The organism is Azospirillum formosense, assembly GCF_040500525.1.
Lineage (GTDB): Bacteria > Pseudomonadota > Alphaproteobacteria > Azospirillales > Azospirillaceae > Azospirillum > Azospirillum formosense_A.
The window spans coordinates 266,157-284,721 of record NZ_CP159403.1; the positions used below are offsets into that span (position 1 = coordinate 266,157).

The 18,565-nt window shown below is 69.6% G+C and carries 15 protein-coding genes; 6 read left to right on the forward strand and 9 right to left on the reverse strand.

Annotated elements, in window-relative coordinates:
* Positions 1–6: 6 nt before the first annotated feature.
* The 6 genes from ABVN73_RS14340 to ftsE all read right to left on the reverse strand — a co-directional run bounded on the left by ABVN73_RS14340 (position 7) and on the right by ftsE (position 6,517).
* The gene (locus ABVN73_RS14340) at positions 7–2,328 is read right to left on the reverse strand and encodes an adenosylcobalamin-dependent ribonucleoside-diphosphate reductase (RefSeq protein ID WP_353860336.1); all 2,322 of its coding nucleotides are present in this window, start codon (positions 2,326–2,328) and stop codon (positions 7–9) included.
* A 118-nt stretch (positions 2,329–2,446) separates the two neighbouring features.
* Positions 2,447–3,430 carry an alpha/beta hydrolase gene (locus ABVN73_RS14345; protein WP_353860337.1) on the reverse strand — a complete coding sequence of 328 codons (984 nt, stop codon included), beginning with the start codon at positions 3,428–3,430 and terminating at the stop codon, positions 2,447–2,449.
* The gene (locus ABVN73_RS14350; RefSeq protein ID WP_353860338.1) at positions 3,430–4,212 is read right to left on the reverse strand and encodes a lysophospholipid acyltransferase family protein; all 783 of its coding nucleotides are present in this window, start codon (positions 4,210–4,212) and stop codon (positions 3,430–3,432) included. The genes ABVN73_RS14345 and ABVN73_RS14350 overlap by 1 nt, the downstream gene beginning before the upstream one ends.
* Positions 4,213–4,225: 13 nt before the next feature.
* The gene (locus ABVN73_RS14355; RefSeq protein WP_353860339.1) at positions 4,226–4,861 is read right to left on the reverse strand and encodes a YdcF family protein; all 636 of its coding nucleotides are present in this window, start codon (positions 4,859–4,861) and stop codon (positions 4,226–4,228) included.
* 35 nt (positions 4,862–4,896) lie between these two features.
* Positions 4,897–5,799 (reverse strand): hypothetical protein, encoded by a 903-nt coding sequence (locus ABVN73_RS14360; RefSeq protein WP_353860340.1) that lies wholly within the window; start codon positions 5,797–5,799, stop codon positions 4,897–4,899.
* 37 nt (positions 5,800–5,836) lie between these two features.
* On the reverse strand, positions 5,837–6,517 hold the full coding sequence (gene ftsE, locus ABVN73_RS14365) for a cell division ATP-binding protein FtsE (RefSeq protein WP_353860341.1): 681 nt from the start codon (positions 6,515–6,517) through the stop codon (positions 5,837–5,839).
* Between the two features lie 219 nt (positions 6,518–6,736).
* On the opposite strand from ftsE, the gene ABVN73_RS14370 reads away from it, so the two are divergent.
* Positions 6,737–7,411: a zinc-ribbon domain-containing protein gene (locus tag ABVN73_RS14370; protein WP_353860342.1), complete on the forward strand. Its 675-nt coding sequence runs from the start codon at positions 6,737–6,739 to the stop codon at positions 7,409–7,411.
* Positions 7,412–7,434: 23 nt separating this feature from the next.
* On the opposite strand, the gene ABVN73_RS14375 is transcribed toward ABVN73_RS14370, so the two are convergent.
* On the reverse strand, positions 7,435–8,055 hold the full coding sequence (locus tag ABVN73_RS14375; protein WP_353860343.1) for a TetR/AcrR family transcriptional regulator: 621 nt from the start codon (positions 8,053–8,055) through the stop codon (positions 7,435–7,437).
* A gap of 315 nt (positions 8,056–8,370) precedes the next feature.
* Between ABVN73_RS14375 and ABVN73_RS14380 the strand changes: the two genes are divergently transcribed.
* The 3 genes from ABVN73_RS14380 to ABVN73_RS14390 all read left to right on the forward strand — a co-directional run bounded on the left by ABVN73_RS14380 (position 8,371) and on the right by ABVN73_RS14390 (position 11,853).
* Positions 8,371–9,465, forward strand: a complete 1,095-nt coding sequence (locus ABVN73_RS14380) for an HlyD family secretion protein (RefSeq protein ID WP_353860344.1) — start codon at positions 8,371–8,373, stop codon at positions 9,463–9,465.
* 57 nt (positions 9,466–9,522) lie between these two features.
* Entirely contained in the window at positions 9,523–11,232 is a 1,710-nt protein-coding gene (locus tag ABVN73_RS14385) for a DHA2 family efflux MFS transporter permease subunit (RefSeq protein WP_353860345.1), read from the forward strand.
* Between the two features lie 99 nt (positions 11,233–11,331).
* Positions 11,332–11,853 carry a hypothetical protein gene (locus tag ABVN73_RS14390; protein ID WP_353860346.1) on the forward strand — a complete coding sequence of 174 codons (522 nt, stop codon included), beginning with the start codon at positions 11,332–11,334 and terminating at the stop codon, positions 11,851–11,853.
* Between the two features lie 6 nt (positions 11,854–11,859).
* Here the strand turns inward: ABVN73_RS14390 and ABVN73_RS14395 are convergent, their stop codons facing one another.
* Together ABVN73_RS14395 and ABVN73_RS14400 are read right to left on the reverse strand one after the other, a co-directional pair.
* Entirely contained in the window at positions 11,860–12,243 is a 384-nt protein-coding gene (locus tag ABVN73_RS14395; RefSeq protein WP_353860347.1) for a hypothetical protein, read from the reverse strand.
* Positions 12,244–12,350: 107 nt separating this feature from the next.
* Positions 12,351–14,888 (reverse strand): EAL domain-containing protein, encoded by a 2,538-nt coding sequence (locus ABVN73_RS14400; RefSeq protein WP_353860348.1) that lies wholly within the window; start codon positions 14,886–14,888, stop codon positions 12,351–12,353.
* Positions 14,889–15,092: 204 nt separating this feature from the next.
* On the opposite strand from ABVN73_RS14400, the gene recO reads away from it, so the two are divergent.
* Positions 15,093–15,815: a DNA repair protein RecO gene (gene recO / locus ABVN73_RS14405; protein WP_353860349.1), complete on the forward strand. Its 723-nt coding sequence runs from the start codon at positions 15,093–15,095 to the stop codon at positions 15,813–15,815.
* 18 nt (positions 15,816–15,833) lie between these two features.
* On the forward strand, positions 15,834–18,092 hold the full coding sequence (gene parC, locus ABVN73_RS14410) for a DNA topoisomerase IV subunit A (protein WP_353860350.1): 2,259 nt from the start codon (positions 15,834–15,836) through the stop codon (positions 18,090–18,092).
* The last annotated feature ends 473 nt before the right edge of the window (positions 18,093–18,565 follow it).

Sequence of the window (18,565 nt, forward strand, 5' to 3'; positions counted from 1 at the left end):
GCGCCCTCACGCGCCGCATTTGGAGTAGCCGCAATTGAGGCAGGCGTCGCAGCCCTCCTGGCGGATCAGGCCGGGCTGGCCGCATTTCGGGCATTGCCGGAGGTTGGCCGGCTCGCCTCCGCCGGCTGCGGCCACGGCGTCCGTGCCCAAATCGGCGGGCTGCGAGGCGGTCAACGCCCCGTCGGCGGCCCTGTCGCCCGGCAGCATGCCGATCGCCTTGAGGTGCCGTTCGATCACGTCCCCGATGGCCGCCAGAAGGGACGGCACGTAGCGGCCCTGCATCCAGGCGCCGCCGCGCGGGTCGAAGACCGCCTTCAACTCCTCCACCACGAAGCCGACCTCGCCGCCGCGGCGGAACACCGCGGAGATCATCCGCGTCAGCGCCACGGTCCAGGCGTAATGCTCCATGTTCTTGGAGTTGATGAAGACCTCGAAGGGCCGGCGGCGCCCGTTCTCCACGATGTCGTTGATGGTGATGTACATGGCGTGGTCGCTGTCCGGCCAGCGCACCTTGTAGGTCTCGCCCGGCAGGGTCTCCGGACGGTCGGGCGGCTTGGCCGCCATGGCGCCCGGGGTCGGGACGGAATCGGGGGGCCGGGTTGCGGATGGGGTTGCGGGCGGAGTGGCGGCCTCCTTCTTCACCGACAGGACGGAGCCGGTGACCGCGTTCGGGCGGTAGGTCGTGCAGCCCTTGCAGCCCAGCTCATAGGCCTGCCAGTAGACGTCCTTGAAGGCGTCGAAGGGCAGGTCCTCCGGGCAGTTGATGGTCTTGGAGATGGAGCTGTCGATGTGGCGCTGGGCCGCCGCCTGCATCACCACATGCTCCGCCGGGGCCAGGGACTGGGCGTCGACGAAATAGTCGGGCAGGGGAGCGTCGGCTCCGAACCGCGCGCGGAACAGGCGGTGGGCGTGGTCGCTCACCTCCTCCGTCCGGCGGGTGCCGTCGGGCATCAGGACGGTGCGCTCGTAGCTGTAGGAAAAGACCGGTTCGATCCCCGACGACACGTTGTCGGCGAACAGCGAAATCGTGCCGGTCGGCGCGATCGAGGTCAGAAGCGCGTTGCGGATGCCGTGCTCCGCGATCAGGGCGCGCACGTCCTCGTCCAATCCGCGCACCATCGGGGCGTCCAGATAGGCGTCGCGGTCATAGAGCGGGAAGGCCCCCTTCTCGGCGGCCAGCCGGGCGGAGGCCCGGTAAGCCTCGTTGCGGATGGTCTTCAGCCAGGATTCGGTCAGCGCCACCGCCGCCTCGCCGCCATAACGGGCACGGCAGAGGATCAGCGCGTCGGCCAGCCCGGTGACGCCCAGCCCGATGCGGCGCTTGGTGTGGGCCTCCCGCGCCTGTGCCTCCAGTGGGAAGCGCGACGCGTCGACCACATTGTCCATCATCCGCACGGCGAGCGCCGTCAGCTCCTTCAGCCGGTCGGTGTCGAGCCGGGCCGTCTCCTCGAACGGGTCGATCACCAGGGCGGCGAGGTTGATCGAGCCGAGCAGGCAGGCGCCGTAGGGGGGCAGCGGCTGCTCCCCGCAGGGGTTGGTGGCGGAGATGGATTCGCAATAGCCCAGGTTGTTCTGCCCGTTCACCCGGTCGATGAAGATGACGCCCGGTTCCGCGTAGGCGTAGGTGGCCTGCATGATGCGGTCCCACAGGCCGCGGGCCCGCACCTCGCGGTGGACCCGGCCGTCGAAGACCAGCGGCCAGGGCCGGTCCTCCCGCACGGCGTCCATGAAGGCGTCGGTGACCAGGACCGACAGGTTGAACATGCGCAGCCGGCCCGGCTCGCGCTTGGCGTCGATGAAATCCTCGATGTCGGGATGGTCGCAGCGCAGGGTCGCCATCATCGCGCCGCGCCGGGCGCCCGCCGACATGATGGTGCGGCACATGCTGTCCCACACGTCCATGAAGGACAGCGGGCCGGAGGCGTCGGCGCCGACGCCCTTCACGAAGGCGCCCTTGGGCCGCAGCGTGGAGAAGTCGTAGCCGATCCCGCCGCCCTGCTGCATGGTCAGCGCCGCTTCGCGCAGGTGGGCGAAGATGGCGCCGAGATCGTCCTCGATCCGCCCCATGACGAAGCAGTTGAACAGCGTCACCGCCCGGCCCGTGCCGGCCCCGGCCAGGATCCGCCCGGCGGGCAGGAACTCGAAGCGGGACAGCGCCCGTTCGAAGCGCGGCGCCCACACCGCCGGATCGGCCTCGGGCGCGGCGAGCGCCGTGGCGACGCGCCGCCAGGTGTCGGCAATGGTGTCGTCGATGGGATCGCCGGCGGCGGACTTGAAGCGGTACTTCATGTCCCAGATCCGCTGGGAAATGGCGGCGATCCCCGTCATGCATCCTCCCTCCACGCGGCCGGCCGGTCCATGGCGCCGGCCCGCCGACAGCACTGTCCGAAGAGTAGGAGCCACCCTTCCTGGGGTCAACCCGGCTGTTCTTCTTGCGTTCCGCCGGTCAGTTGCTGATGCGGTCCCGCTGGTCCGGCATGGCCTTGAGAGTCGCCAGGATCCGCCCGGTGTCGGTGCCGGACCCGCAAAGCCCGAGCGCGGTTTCGCCGAAGTCCACGAGGCTGTGACGGCGCGGGGCGGGCGCCCGCTCCAGCGGGACCAGCCACGCCGCATGCCCGCGCGCCGCCAGTGCCTCGAAATAGCCGCGCTGGGTGTCGAACGGGATGTTGGTCTCGCGCGGGTCGCCGATGACGAAGACGCGGCGTTTGGGATCGCGCGGGATGCGGTCGAGGGAGTCGGCGGGGTCGAACCAACCCTGCGGGCGGGCCAGCGCCGTCCGCAGCCCGCGCGCCTCCAGATAGGCCCGGTAGGCCGGCGCGCCGGAGGAAATGACCGCGCAGCGCAGATCGTGGCGGCGGGCCAGGAACTCCGCGGTCAGCGTGCCGCCCGCGCTGTGCCCGCCCAGCGCCCATGCCGCCACTCCGTAGCGGGCCTTCAGGACGTCGAGCAGAGCGTTCATCAGGGCCGCCTCGCGCGGCGTGTGTCGCGTCGTCCAGAAACGGCCGGAGCTGCCATAGGCGCCCGGCCGGGCGAGGAACAGGAAGGGGATGCCGAACCGCTCCGCCAGGGCGCGTTCCTGGTCGATCATGGCGGCGACGCCCAGCCCCTCCTGGTGGCCGACGGAGGTCGGCTTGGTCCCCATGATGTCGCCATGCATCCAGGCCGCGGCGATGGGGTTGGGGCCTGGGGCGGGACGCAGGCCTGCCGCGTAGTAGCGCAGGCATTCCCCGCGCCCGTCCACCTCGACCCAGGCGGCGGTTTCCTGGGCCTCCAGCGCGGCGCAGTCCCCGCGGGCGATGGTGACGCCCTCGGCCACCGCGGCGTTGGAGAAACGTTCCGCGCTCGGCTGCGACTGGGCCTGTGCGGCCGTTGCCATCGGCATCGACAGGGCGAACCCCGCGAGGATGACGACGGCCGCGCCGCGGCGCATCAGGTGGCGGTTTCCCTGACCGGGGCGGCGGCCGCGTCCGTCGCCTTGGGCCGCACGGTGGCCGGGCCGCCCGCGGCGACGACCAGACGGTCGGTGGCCGTCTCTAGCCGCTCCTCCAGCTCCTTCATGGCCTTGGCGCGGCCCAGGCCGGGCGGGATGGGGGGCAGGAATTCGACGATCACGGTGCCGGGCCGCTTGATGAAGCTGTTGCGCGCCCAATAGAGGCCGGCGTTCAGCGCCATCGGCACGATGGGAATGCCGAGGTTGTCGTAGAGCACGCCGACGCCGATCCGGTAGGGCCGGTAGGCGCCGACGGCGACCCGCGTCCCCTGCGGGAAGATCACGATGGGCCGGCCCTCGTCGCGCACCGGACGGGCGTTGCGGACCATCGAGGCGACGGCGCGGCCCTTGGCGCCGCGGTCCACGGCGATCATCTTGGCCTTGGCGGCGTACCAGCCCCAGATGGGAATCCACAGAAGCTCCCGCTTCAGGATGATCGCCGGGTCGTTGACGAGGAAGTGCAGCTTCATCGTCTCCCAGGCCGACTGGTGCTTGGCGGCCAGCAGGAAGGAGCCGCTCCGGGGAACATGCTCGCGGCCGCGCACCTCGTAGCGGATGCCGACGATCGTGCGCTCCAGCCACGCGACGGTGCCGAAATACCACGTGACCACGCGGATCATGCTCTGCCGCGGCAGCAGCAGCGTCCACAGGATGCCGACGCAGATGACCGCCGTCCACACATAGAAGGCGACGTTGAAGGCGAGGGAGCGCAGGAAGATCATGGCCGGGAACTTGTCAGGATTCGATCAGCTTCTCAAGCGTGTAGCGAAGCCGCGTCACAATGTACTTGTTGTACTCGGTCATCAGCAGATTCGCCGTGCCCGGCCACAGCCACCAGTCGTTGAGATGGACGTTGGGGGAGGCGACGGGGTGGGGAACCACCTCGACCTCCGGGATCACCATGCGGAACTCCAGCAGGCTGCGCATCATGTGGTAATTGGCGGTGACCAGCCGCATCGAGCCGTAGCCCTGGGCGCGCAGCCAGTCCGCCGTCTCGTAGGCGTTGCCGATCGTGCTGTCCGCCGAATAGCCGAGCGTGATGCAGCATTCCATCTCGCCGGGGAACTGGCGGGAGCGCTTCAGCAGCTCCTGCACCTCCAGCCCTTCGTAGACGCCGGAGACGAACAGGCGCTGCGCCCGCCCGTCGGCCAGCAGCTCCAGCCCGGTGCTCAGCCGGCCGCTGCCGCCGGTCAGCACGACGATGGCGTCGGTGCTTCGGGTGGCCTCGGCGCTGCCGGGCGGCGGCGGGGTGCGGGGGATCGACGCGGCGAACCAGAACAGCCCGCCAAGCCAGGCCAGCCCGCCCAGCATCGCCAGCAGCAGGAGGCGTCGGAAAGCCCGCAGGACCCGGGCGCGCCGCGAGTGGGCCATCCCTCAGCCTCCAGACGGACGGGTCGGGCACGCGGTCACGGCATCGACTCCAGCGTGCGCAGCACCGTCCAGCGGGCGGTCAGCGCGGCCAGCAGGCAGGCGGCCAGCGGCACGGCGGCCAGAGCGGCGACGGCCCACCAGGGCGAGGTGGCGAGGTCGGGCAGCAGGCTGGCGTGGAGCCCGGCGGCGGCGTGGCCGATCCCGCCCAGCGTGCCGGCGGCCAGCAGCAGTCCGGTCAGCCCGCCGCGCAGGGTCAGGCCAATGACGTGCGATTCGAACTGCCGCGCCACGTAGCGGTCGGTGGCCCCCATCAGGTGCAGCAGCTCCACCACATGGCGGTGGATGGCAAGGCCGGAGCGCACGGCGAAGACCACCGCCATCACGCCCGCCCCGCCGATCAGCGCGACGATGCCCAGCGCCGCCAGATGCATCGCCCCGGCGAAGCGGCGCAGATCGGCCAGCCACACCGCGTGGTCGTCCAGCGTGGCGCCGGGCGCGGCGGAGGTCAGGCGCGCGGACAGCGCCGCCGTGTCCACCGGCCCGTTGGTCATCACGTCGATCAGCCGCGGCATCGGCAGCAGCGGATCGGCGGCCTCCTTGCCCAGCCAGGGTTCGAGAAGCCGGCCGACGTCGCCGCTGGACAGCAGGCTGGCGGTCGCGACGCCGGGGGTGGAGCGCAGGACGGTCAGCGCCGCCTCCGTCCGCTCCTCCAGCGGGGCGGCGTGGGCGCTGTCGGGCAGCGGCATGACCTGCACGGTCAGCCCGCCGGCCAGGCCGCTGTCCCAGCGCCGGGTCATGTCGGAGACGAGCAGGGCTCCGGCGAGCGCCAGCGCCGCCAGATAGACCATCAGCGCGGTCAACCCCATGAGGAAGCGCGAGGTCGGGTCCTTCGCCAGCGGCAGGTCGGAGTTGCGGCGGGTCAGCGGCGGCAGGGCCATGGCGTGTCTCCTTCCCCCATCTTTTCAGGCACCCGTCTCAGGCCCAGCGCGAGGCATGCGCCGGCAGGACGTGCAGGCGCCCGTTCTCCAGCATCAGGCGCGGGTGCTCGAAGCGGCGGATCAGCGCCTCGTTGTGCGAGGCGATGACCACGGTGGTGCCCAGCTTGTGAAGCTCCTCGAACAGATAGAGCAGGCGCATGCCGATGCCGTCGTCCACGTTGCCGGTCGGCTCGTCGGCCAGCAGGAGGCGGGGGCGGTTGATGACCGCGCGGGCGATGGCGACGCGCTGCTGCTGCCCGCCCGACAGGGTGGAGGGCAGGGAGTTCAGGTGGTTGCCCAAGCCCACCCAGCGCAGGATCTCCGTGCAGTGCTCCACCACGTCCGCTTCGCGCGCGCCGCCCATGCGCAGCGGCAGGGCCACGTTGTCGAGCGCCGAGAGATGGTCGAGCAGGGCGAAGTCCTGGAACACCACGCCGATCTGGCGGCGCAGCGCCGGCAGGTCGGCGCGCTTGACCCGCGCCATGTCCTTGCCGAACAGGGTGACCAGCCCGCGCGACGGGCGGAGCGCCAGATACATCAGCTTGAGCAGCGACGACTTGCCGGCCCCGCTCGCCCCCGTCATGAAGTGGAACGAGCCGGGCGGCAGGGTGAAGCTGATGTCGCGCAGCACCTCCGGCCCGGTGCCATAGCGCAGTCCCACATTCTCGAAACGGATCACGGTCCCACCAAAGGCGCAACGGAAGGCCCCGGCGGCGTCCCGCCGGGTGCGCGGATGGACAATGCACCGGCAGGGGCCGGCGCGTCCACCGCTGTCCGCCTTGCCGCGCCCATTGCCCTGGTTGGAGCGGCCGCGCGCGGCGCCCGTGCGTTCCTTGCTTCACACTCCATGACTACCTATAAGGACAGTCTGCAAATTCGGTGACAACGATCGGCATCAATGATCATCACCTGCCCGGCCTGCGACACACGGTACACTCTTGCCGATTCGGCGGTTGGTCCGCAGGGCCGGAAGGTGCGTTGCGCCCAATGCGGCCACATGTGGTGGCAATCGCCGCAGGACGATCCCGTCTTCCATCCCGACGCGGTGACCGAATTCCACCCGGTCCCGCCGCCATCCTCCAAGACGCCGTCCTCCAAGGCGAAGGCACCGGCCAAGACCCCGGCGGACCCCGGCGCGCGGCGCCGGGCGCTGGTCGGTTGGGGGAGCTTCCTGGCGGTTCTGCTGGCCATCGGCGCCGCCGGCTATTTCGGCCGCGCCACCGTGGTGCGGTTGTGGCCTCCGGCCGCGCTGTTCTACGAGACGGTCGGCCTGCCGGTGGAACCGCCGGGCAACGGCCTCCAGCTTCAGAACGTACGCTCGGAACAGAAGGCCGAGGACGGCAAGGCCGCTTTGCTGGTGGAGGGGCAGATCGTCAACGTCTCCGAGACGCTGCGCACGGTGCCGGCGCTGCGGGTCACCGCGCTGGGCGCCGACCGTCAGCCGTTGCGGAACTGGACCGTCGAACCGGTGCCGCCGCAGATCCTTCCCGGTGAGATCGCCACCTTCCGCGATGTCCAGGCGGACGCCGCCGGGGTGCAGGAGGTCATGATCACCTTCGACGGCGGTCACTGAGGAGGGAGCCGAGCGCAGGCCCGTTATGGCGCGTAGCCCCGGATGATCAGGGACACCGCGCCGTCGACGATCCGGGTCAGCTGCTCCTCGGTCGGGCGTTCCGACAGGCACAGCATGAAGCGCAGGTGCGTGTGCGACTTGACGAGGCCGACGAACTGCTCCGCCGCGAGCTGCGGGTCGGGGATGCGCAGCAGGCCGCGGCGGTCGAGGTCGGTCATGAAGGCGCTGATGTGTTCCATGGTGCGGGCCGGGCCGGCCTCGTAGAAGGCGCTCGCCAGCTCGGGGAAGCGGTGCGCCTCGCCGACCACCACGCGGTAGCCGGCCAGCGCCTGCGGCGACAGGATCATCGTCACGAATTGGCGGGCGATCAGGCGCAGCCCGTCGGCCATGTCGAGCGCGCGGGCCTCCTCGCAGACGGCGGCCATCGCGTGCCCCTTGCATTCGCGGGCGACCATGACGCGGAACAGCTCGTCCTTGCTGCCGAAATGGGCGTAGAGGGTCGCCTTGGACACGTTGGCCGTCTTGGCGATGGCGTCCATGCTGACGGCGCCGTAGCCATGGTCCAGGAACAGCTTTCCGGCGGCCTCCAGGATCTGCGCGGGCTTCGATCCTGCCTCCGGGGTGGGGGCGACCAGCGTGCTCATGCGTTCCTCGTATCCTGAAACCGGTGCTCCTGAAGCCGGGTGTCCGGCAACCGGCCCTGCGCCCTGTTTTACCACGGTGCCGACGGTGCTTGCGGGACTTCGTGCGCCGAGTCCCCGCTGCCGTAGCGTGTTCCGCATTCAACCACAATCCCAAACGTTAAAACTAGACCGTTCAGTTCACTCTTGACAACAGGTAGGCCCGCGATCATGTTTTCGCAAGACTAAACTGAACGGTTCAGTTCCGGCGCGGCGGGCAGGCCGGTCCAGACCAGGGACGAACCGAAACGGGTGGGTTGCAAGACGATGGTCAAGGCCGTGCGGAAGATCGTTCTGTCGGGTGTGGCGGTGGCGGCGCTGGCCGGTGGCGGCTACGCCGGCTGGGAGTGGTGGACCGAAGGCCGCTTCTTCGAGTCGACCGACAACGCCTATGTCCACAGCGACATCACGGTGGTGAGCCCCAAGGTGTCCGCCTATGTGCGCGACGTCCGGGTGGCGGAGAACCAGCAGGTGACCGAAGGCGACGTGCTCGCCGTTCTCGACGACCAGGATTTCCGCGCCAAGGTCGCGGAGGCGGAGGCCAACGTCGCCGCGCAGAAGGCGGCGCTCGGCACCATCGACAGCAAGCTGCAGCTCCAGAAGGCGATCATCGACCAAGCCGCCGCCTCGGTCGCCAGCGCCGAGGCCGAGCAGCGCCGCGCCCAGCAGGATTTCGACCGCACCCGCGCGCTGGCCAGCGACAGTTGGGCCAGCCGCCAGAAGTTCGAGACGGCCGACGCCGACCTGCGCAAGGCGACGGCGGAGACCGCCCGCACCCGCGCCGCGCTGGTCGCGGAGCAGGATCAGGTCGGCGTGCTGAACGCCAGCCGCAGCGAGACCGACGCCCGGCTGCGCCAAGCGGAAGCCGCCCTGCAGACCGCGCGCAACGATCTGAACAACACGGTCATCCGTGCCCCGGTGGACGGGGTGGTCGGCAACCGCGGCGTCCAGGTCGGCCAGTACGCGCGTCCCGGCGTGCAGCTTCTGTCGCTGGTGCCGCTGCCCGACGTCTATGTGGTCGCCAACTTCAAGGAGACGCAGCTTGCCCGCATGCGCCCCGGCCAGCCGGTGACGGTGGAGGTGGACGCCTATCCGGACAAGCACCTGCTCGGCCGGGTGGAGAGCTTCGCCCCGGCGTCGGGCTCGCAGTTCAGCCTGCTGCCGCCGGAGAACGCGACCGGCAACTTCACCAAGATCGTCCAGCGCGTCCCCGTGCGCATCGCCCTGCCGCGCGACAGCGCGCTGTCCGGCCTGCTGCGCCCCGGCCTGTCGGTGGTCGCCGAGGTGGACACCCGCGGCGCCGAGGAGCAGCCGCACAACGCGGGCACCGTCATGGGCGCGCTGGTTCCGGGGCGGGCGGTCGCGTCGAAGTAACCGCGCCCTCCGGCAGTCCCCGTCCTTCCAATCTTTTTCGTCCTGGAGAGGGCGACCATGACCGCCATCACCAACGACGACACGCCCACCGCCCGCGCCGCCAATCCCCCGGCGGGCGCGGGTGGCGAGACCGCCGCGTCCCGGCTCCACGCTCCCCCGCCCCCCGCGGGCCGGGGCGCGGCGGCCCCTTCCCCTTCCAACGCAGGGCCCAACGCAGGGCCCGGCGCCGGGCCGCGCCCGGTGACCACGCGCGACTGGCTGGGCTTCCTGTCCATGGTCGTCGGCATGTTCATGGCGATCCTGGACATCCAGATCGTCTCCAGCTCCCTGTCGGAGATCCAGGCGGGCCTCGCGGCCAGCGCCGACGAGATCTCGTGGGTGCAGACCTCCTACCTCATCGCCGAGGTGGTGATGATCCCGCTGTCCGGCATGCTGGCGCGGATCCTCTCCACCCGCGTCCTGTTCACCATCGCCGCCGCCGGCTTCACCCTGACCAGCGTCGCCTGCGCCTTCACTTCCAGCATCGAATCGATGATCGTGTGGCGGGCGCTGCAGGGCTTCATCGGCGGCGCGATGATCCCCACCGTCTTCGCCACCAGCTTCTCCCTGTTCCCGCCGGAAAAGCGGGCCGGCGTGTCGGTGATGATCGGTCTGGTCGCCACCATGGCGCCGACGCTCGGCCCGACCTTGGGCGGCTGGCTGACCCAGAGCTTCTCCTGGCACTGGCTGTTCCTGGCCAACGTGCTGCCGGGCATCGCCGTGACCTCGCTGGTCTGGACGCTGGTCGACGTGGACAAGCCCAACCCGGCGCTGCGCAAGGGCTTCGACTTCATCGGCCTGGGGCTGATGGCCGCCTTCCTCGGCAGCCTGGAGTTCGTGGTCGAGGAGGGCCCGCGCCAGGACTGGTTCCAGGACGAGTATGTGGCGATCTTCGCCGTGGTCGCCGCGGTGGCCGCCGTCGGCTTCTTCTGGCGGGTGCTGACCTACCGCAACCCGATCGTCGAGCTGCGCGCCTTCCTGGACCGCAACTTCGCCATCGGCTCGCTCTACAGCTTCATCATCGGCATCGGGCTCTACGGGGCGGTCTATCTGCAGCCGCTGTTCCTGGCGCGGGTGCGCGGGCTGAACAGCCTGCAGATCGGCATGATCATGTTCGTGACCGGCGCCTTCCAGTTCATGTCCGCGCCGATCGCCGGCGCGCTGTCGAAGAAGCTCGACCTGCGGGTGATGCTGGCGATGGGGCTGTGCCTGTTCGGGACGGGCGTCTGGCTGAACGCCCACCTGACCAACCAGTCCGGCTTCTGGGAGCTGTTCCTACCGCAGGCGGTGCGCGGCCTGTCGCTGATGCTCTGCTTCATCCCGGTGAACACCATCGCGCTCGGCACCTTGCCGCCGGAGCAGCTCAAGAACGCGTCGGGCCTCTACAACCTGATGCGCAACCTGGGCGGCGCCATCGGTCTGGCGGCGATCAACACCGTGCTGCTGGAGCGGTCGGCCCTGCACATGAACCGGCTGGGCGACAACCTGAACCTCGCCCGCCCGCTGGTGCAGGAGACGCTGGACGGGCTGGCGTCCCGGTTCGACGGTCTGGTCGCCGACCCGCAGGCCGCCGCCGTCAAGACGCTGGCCCGCATGGTCGAGCGCGAGGCGATGGTGCTGACCTTCAACGACTGCCTGCTGCTGATGGCCGGCGTGTTCTTCGCCGGGCTTCTGCTGATGCCGCTGGTGCGGCGTCCGGGCGGCAAGCCGGCGGCGGCGGACCACTGACCCGCCGCCGTTGCGTCTCGGCGGTGAAGCGTCCCGGTGACCGGCGGCCGTCTTCGTGCTATAGGGCTGGCCGTCGCGTCGAAGGGTCTCTCCGCCGTCATGAGCAAGCGCCAATACACCCGCGCCGAGGTCAAGGAACTGCTGTCCGCGCTGGAGCGCCAGTGCCGGGAGGCGTCGAAGCTCGCCCAGCTGGCCGAGCATGAGGCGAGCAAGCACAGCTTCGGCGCCTACCGCGAGTTCCGCGACAAGGTGGGCGAGTTCCAGGCGCTGGTCATCCTGATCGAGCAGCGGCTGCGCAACCTCGTGGACACCCGCTCCGACGATCTGCGCGACCAGTTCGAGCGGCTGGACACGGTGATGCTGGCCCTTCTGGTGCGGGCCAGCATGCGCTTCTTCTTCGTGCTGTCGGCCAACCCGATCCTGCCGATGGGCGCCCGCGAGATCTTCGTGGCGGAGTTGCGCAGCCTGCACGACGCCCACGAGAAGCTGAAGCGCCCCACCTACGCCGGCAAGCTCGGCGCGGACCTGGAGCGCGATCTGGAGACCGCCTCCCTGATCCTGGAGGAGATCATCGACAAGGCCCCGAGCCTGCTGAACTTCCGCGGCGGTGGCGGGGCGTAACCGGCCTCAGCGCTGGATCAGCGCGCTTTCCTTGCCGGACAGCACGAACACCTTGGCGTAGCTCTTGAGAAGCGCGTCGATCAGGGCGTTGACCTGCGGGCTGGACATGGCGCGCGGCTTGGCCGGATCGATGTGGAGGACGCAGCTGTCCTTAACGTCGTTGAAGGCGGCCAGGGCGTGGATGCGGTCGGGCCGGAACTCGTCGGGGAAATTTTCGTCCATCAGCCAGAAGCACTGGAAGTTCCGGCAGGACGGCGGGCGCTCCTCATAGACGGTGCAGCCCTTGCCCTGGTCGCAGGACACGCACCACTTCGCCGACGGCTTCTTCAGTTCGGGCACGCCCATCAGCTTGCAGCACAGCGTGCATTCTCCGCAGTTGCGGTCGGCCATAACGCAAAATCCTGATCTGTCCCGGTGAAAGAGCGCGGACAGTCGCACAAAGGGCGGTCCCGGGGAAAGTGTCCGTTGGATGGGGACGGATGGGGAGAGGGGACGCCCTACGCCAGGCTGGGAAGGACCAGCGGTTCCTCCGCCTCGCGGACCAGCAGCGCCTCGATGGCGTCGGCGGGGGCCGGGCGGGCGTAGAGGTAGCCCTGCGCGTACTTGCACAGGATGTCGCGCAGGAATTCCGACTCCATCTCGGTCTCCACGCCTTCGGCCACCGCCTCCATGCCCAGGATGGCGGCCAGGGTGGCGATCACCTGCACGATGGCGGCGTTGCCCTCGCCCGACGAGATGGCCTGGACGAAGCTGCGGTCGATTTTCAGCGTGTCCGCCGGGAACTTGTGCAGGTAGGACAGCGACGAATAGCCGGTTCCGAAATCGTCGATGGACAGGCGCACGTCCATGTCGCGGATGCCCTGCATCAGCACCCGGCACTTGGCGGGGTCCTTCATCAGCAGGCTTTCCGTGATCTCCAGCTTCAGGCTGGAGGGCGGCACCCCGCTTTCCTGCAGCACCTCGCTGACCAGACCGATCAGGTCGTCGTCGCTGAACTGGCGGGAGGAGACGTTCACGCTCATGAACAGCGGGGTGGGGCGGGGGAAGCGGGCCTGCCACCGGGCGAGCTGGCGCGCCGCCTCGCGCAGCGCCCAGCGGCCCATCGGGACGATCAGGCCCGATTCCTCGGCCAGCGGGATGAACTCGCCGGGCGGAACCAGCCCGCGCTCGGGATGCTTCCAGCGCATCAGCGCCTCGAAGCCGGCGATGTGGCCCGAGGACAGGGCGACGATCGGCTGGTAGTAGAGGACGAGCTGGTTCTGCTCCAGCGCCATGCGCAGATCGGTTTCCGTGCGCATCTGGGCCATCGCTTGGCGGCGCAGGTTGCTGTCGAACACGTCGATGCGCGCCCGCCCGCCCGACTTGGCCCGGTACATGGCGAGGCTGGCGTCGCGCAGCATCTCCTCCGCCCGGTCGTAGCCGGAGACGCTGAGCGCGATGCCGATGGAGGCGGACAGCACCAGCTCGTGGCCGTCCAGCGCCAGCGGCCGCGCGACGGCCTCGCCCATGCGCTCCGCCGCGGACAGGGCGTCGCCGACGTCGTCGATGCCGTCCAGCAGAACGGCGAACTCGTCCGCGGACAGCCGGGCCAGCGTGTCGCCCATGCGGCGGGTCTCGTCCAGCCGCTCCGCGATGGTCTTCAGCAGCCGGTCGCCGACGCTGGAGCCCAGCGCGTCGTTGATCGACTTGAAACGGTCGAGATCGACGAAGATGACGGCGAAGGCCTTGCCGCCGGCCCGCCGGTTGCGGTCCAGCGCCTGCCCGATGCGGTCCAGCAGCAGGGTGCGGTTGGGCAGCCCGGTCATGCCGTCGTGGAAGGCATCGAACAGCAGCTGCTGCTCCGCCCGCTTCTGGGCGGTGATGTCGGTCATCGAGCCGGCGATCCGCACCGAACGGCCCGACCCGTCGCGCACGGCGAGGCCGCGGACCAGCATCCACAGCTCGTCACCGTCGGCGGCGCGGATGCGGAAGACATGCTGGAGATGCTCCCGCTCACCGCTCAGATGCAGGTCGATGGCGGTGCGCAGCCCGGCAAGATCGTCGGGATGCACGCGGTCGAACCATTCGCCGATCCGGTTGGACAGGCTGTCCGCGGCGAAGCCGAGCATGGCCGCCCAGCGCGGGGAGTAGTAGACCTCGTCCGTGTCCAGCCGCCAGTCCCACAGCCCGTCGTTGGCGCCGGCGGCGGCCAGCGCGTAGCGCTCCTCGCTCTGCAGCAGGCGCTGCTCGGCGGTTTTGCGGTCGGTGACGTCGGCCTGGCTGCCGACCAGCCGCACCGGGCGGCCCTGGGCGTCAAGGACGGCGATGCCGCGGCAGGCCATCCAGCGGGTGCCGCCGTCGGCGTGGCGCACGCGGTATTCGATCTGGAACACGGTGCCGTCGCCGCCCAGGGCGTCCAGCGTTTCGCGCAACGACCGGCGGTCGTCGGGATGGACGCGCTCCATCCATTCGTCGGGGCCGGTGCCGACGCTGCCTTCCTCCAGCCCGAGGAGCGACAGCCAGCGCGGCGAGTAGTAGACGGTCCCGGTTTCGAGGTCCCAGTCCCACAGGCCGTCGTTGCTGGCCGCGGCGGCGAGCGCGTAGCGCTCCTCGCTCTTGCGCAGCTGGCGTTCGGCGTGCTTGCGGTCGGTGATGTCGGCGACCGACCCGACGAGGCGGACCGGGTCGCCCGACTCGTCGGGGACCGCCATGCCACGGCAAACCAGCCAGCGCCAGCCGGAGTCGCCGTCGTCCGGCGACGGCAAGCCGGCGGCCGAAGACGGACCGAATCCGCCGCGGCGGACGCGGTGTTCGATCTGGAAAGGCAGCGAGACGCCGACCATCTGGCCTTCGAAGGAGGCGTAGAGCCAGTCGATGTCGTCGGGGTGGACGCGGTCGAGCCAATCTTCCGGGCGATTGACGTCGCCCGGCGGCAGGTCGAGAAACTCCTTGAAGCGGGGAGACAGGAACATCGTATCGTTGCGAAGGTCCCAGTCCCAGACGCCTTCGGAGCCGGCTTTCTCGGCCAGCAGATATCGCTCGATCGTGCTGTTCAAGGCCCCCTCACCGCCGCGGCGCACCCGCATTCCCCTACTCGCAACATAGTGCCCGAATGGTGAATGAGAAATGAAGCCCTGTTGCGAAGGATTTGCGCCATGCTGGTGAATTGTGGGAGTGGACCCGCATCGCGGGAGCCCCGAGGCGTCCCCTGGCGTCATCGGCGAGTCGGGCGCCGGCCGTCACTGTGAGGAGGCGGAAGCATGGAATGGTCCGATCAGGGCGTCGTGCTGTCGGCGCGGCCGCATGGCGAGACCTCGGCGGTCGTCACCCTGCTGACGCGGGACCACGGGCGGCACGCCGGCATGGTGATGGGCGGGCGGTCCGGCCGGACCCGGGCGGCGCTGGAGCCCGGCACGCTGGTGTCGGCGCGCTGGCGCGCGCGCCTGCCCGAGCATCTCGGCACCCTGACGCTGGAGGTGGTGCAGGGCTATTCCGCCGCCTTTCTCGATGATCCGTTGCGACTCGCGACCTTGACCGCCGCCTGCGCGCTGGCCGAGGCGGCCCTGCCGGAGCACCAGCCGCACCCGGCGCTGTTCGACGGGCTGCTGGCGCTGTTCGGCCTGCTGGGCGGCGACGCCTGGGCCGAGTCCTACGTGCGGTGGGAGGTCGGGCTGCTCGCCGAGCTTGGATTCGGCCTCGACCTCGACCGCTGCGCCGTCACCGGGGCGAACGACTACCTCGCCTATGTCAGCCCGCGCACCGGGCGCGCGGTGTCGGCCTCGGCCGGGGAGCCCTACCGCGACCGGCTGCTGCCGCTGCCCGGATTCCTGATCGGCCTGGGCGGCGGCGGGCCGCAGGCGGTGGCGGAGGGGCTGCGCCTGACCGGCCATTTCCTGGAGCGCCATCTGCTCAACGGCCCGCTGCCGCCGGCACGGCTGCGATTAAGAGAACGTTACGAGAACACGGTGGCGCGTGGCCGCTAGATTTGGTATCCACACGCCATGACGTCCCAAGACCCCGTCCTCGACATCCAGGAGAAGCCGCTCCGCGACGCGCTGAGCGAGCGGTATCTGAGCTACGCGCTGTCCACCATCATGGCGCGGTCGCTGCCCGACGTGCGCGATGGGCTGAAGCCGGTGCACCGGCGGCTGCTCTACGCCATGAGCCAGCTGCGGCTCGACCCCTCGACTCCGCCGAAGAAGTCGGCCCGCGTGGTCGGCGACGTGATCGGCAAGTTCCACCCGCACGGCGACACCTCCGTCTACGACGCGCTGGTCCGTCTGGCGCAGGACTTCGCGGTGCGCTACCCGCTGGTGGACGGGCAGGGCAACTTCGGCAACATCGACGGCGACAACGCCGCGGCCATGCGCTACACCGAGGCGCGCCTGACCGACGTCGCCAAGGCCCTGCTGGAGGGCATCGACGAGGACGCGGTCGACTTCCGCCCGACCTACGACGGCGACGGGGACGAGCCGGCGGTCCTGCCCGCCAACTTCCCCAACCTGCTGGCCAACGGCTCCAGCGGCATCGCCGTCGGCATGGCGACCAACATCCCGCCGCACAACGCCGCCCAGCTCTGCTCCGCCCTGCGGCTGGTGCTGAAGCACAAGCAGGACTGTGTGAAGGCGGCGCTGGCCGGCAAGGAGAAGCCGGCCCCGACGAAGATTGAGGATCTGGTCACCCTGATCTCCGGCCCCGACTTCCCGACCGGCGGTGTGCTGGTCGAGCCGCGGGCCAACGTCGTCGAGGCCTACCGCACCGGCCGCGGCTCCTTCCGCCTGCGCGCCAGGTGGGAGGTGGAAAAGCTGGGGCAGGGCACCTGGCAGGTCGTCGTCACCGAGATGCCCTATCAGGTGCAGAAGGCCCGGCTGGTCGAGAAGATCGCCGAGCTTCTGACCAACCGGAAGCTGTTGCTGCTGGAGGACGTGCGCGACGAGTCGGCGGAGGACGTCCGCCTCGTCCTGGTGCCGAAGAGCCGCAACGTCGATCCCGAGGTCCTGATGGCCTCGCTGTTCCAGACGACCGATCTGGAAATCCGCTTCGCCATGAACATGAACGTGCTGGACAAGGACAACGTCCCGCGCGTCATGAACCTGTTCGAGGTGCTGGACGCCTTCCTCGACCATCGTATGGAGGTTCTGGAGCGGCGGTCCCGCCACCGGCTGGCCAAGATCGACCACCGGCTGGAGGTTCTGGGCGGCTACCTGATCGCCTATCTGAACCTGGACGAGGTGATCCGCATCATCCGCGAGGAGGACGAGCCCAAGCAGGAGCTGATGCGCGCCTTCTCGCTGAGCGAGGTCCAGGCCGAGGCTATCCTCAACATGCGGCTGCGCAACCTGCGCAAGCTGGAGGAGATGGAGATCCAGCGCGAGAACGACGCGCTGACCGCCGAGCGGGCCGGCCTGAGCGAGTTGCTGGCGGACGAGAGCCTGCGCTGGAAAACCATCGGCAAGGAGACGGAGGAGACGCGCAAGCGCTTCGGCGAGGACCGCCGGACCCAGGTCGCCGAGGCCACGGCCGTCATCGACATCCCCGTCGACGCCATGGTGGAGCGCGAGCCTTTGACCGTGCTGTGCTCGCAGAAGGGCTGGATCCGCGCGGTGCGCGGCCATCTGACCGACGCCGAGCGCCTCGACGTGAAGTACAAGGAAGGCGACAAGGAAGGCTTCTGGGTCCACTGCGAGACCACCGACAAGCTCCTGGTCTTCGGCACCAACGGCAAATTCTACACGCTGTCCGCCGACAAGCTGCCGCGCGGGCGCGGATTCGGCGAGCCGGTGCGGCTGATGATCGACCTCGGCAACGAGGCGGACATCATCACCCTGTTCAAGCACCAGCCCGATCGCCGCCTGCTGGTCGCCTCGGAGGACGGGCGCGGCTTCCAGGTCGAGGAGAACGAGGTCGTCGCCCACACCCGCTCCGGCAAGCAGATCCTCAACCCGGACGACAACAAGGATGCCAAGATCTGCATCCCGGCGGAGGGCGACCATGTCGCCGTCATCGGCAACAACCGCCTGCTGCTGGTCTTCCCGCTGGAGCAGGTGCCAGTGATGGCCCGCGGCAAGGGCGTGCAGCTCCAGAAGTACAAGGACGGCAGCCTGTCCGATCTGAAGGTCTTCACCATCGCCGAGGGGCTGAGCTGGAAGCACGGCGAGCGGCAGTTCAACGTCACCAACCTGACCGGCTGGCTGGGCAACCGCGCCGGCGTGGGCAAGATGCCGCCCAACGGCTTCCCCAAGGTCAACCGCTTCACCTGATCCGTCGGATTGGCGGACCCATACACCTAACGTTGCGCGCAAACGGGGGGCTTTCGGCTCCCCGTTTCACTTTTGGCGGAATTTCCGACGGAAAGTTCCCGAATTGGTAGGGTTCAGCCATGCTCGGACTTGAACTCTGACCCGCGATTCCGGCATAGTGATCCTATCAAAACGAACTCGGTGCCACCGACCGAAGGAGTGCCCCGTATGGGGCATCAGGGGCCGGAGGAACGCCGGGCGACAGGGAGGCACGCGCATGGTCACCACAGATCCGTGTGAAGGCACAGCGGCGGCAGGGGGTCCCATCGGCCCCGGCAGTCCCGGTCCGTGAGCCGCACGGTGACGTCGATCCGGCGTTGCCAGACAACTTTCTCAAAAACACGACTTTCTTAAAAACAACAGCCTTTCGGTTCGCACGCCGCGCTCCCATTGCGGGGGCCGGAACGGCGGTGTGCGCCCACGCCGGGACGAGA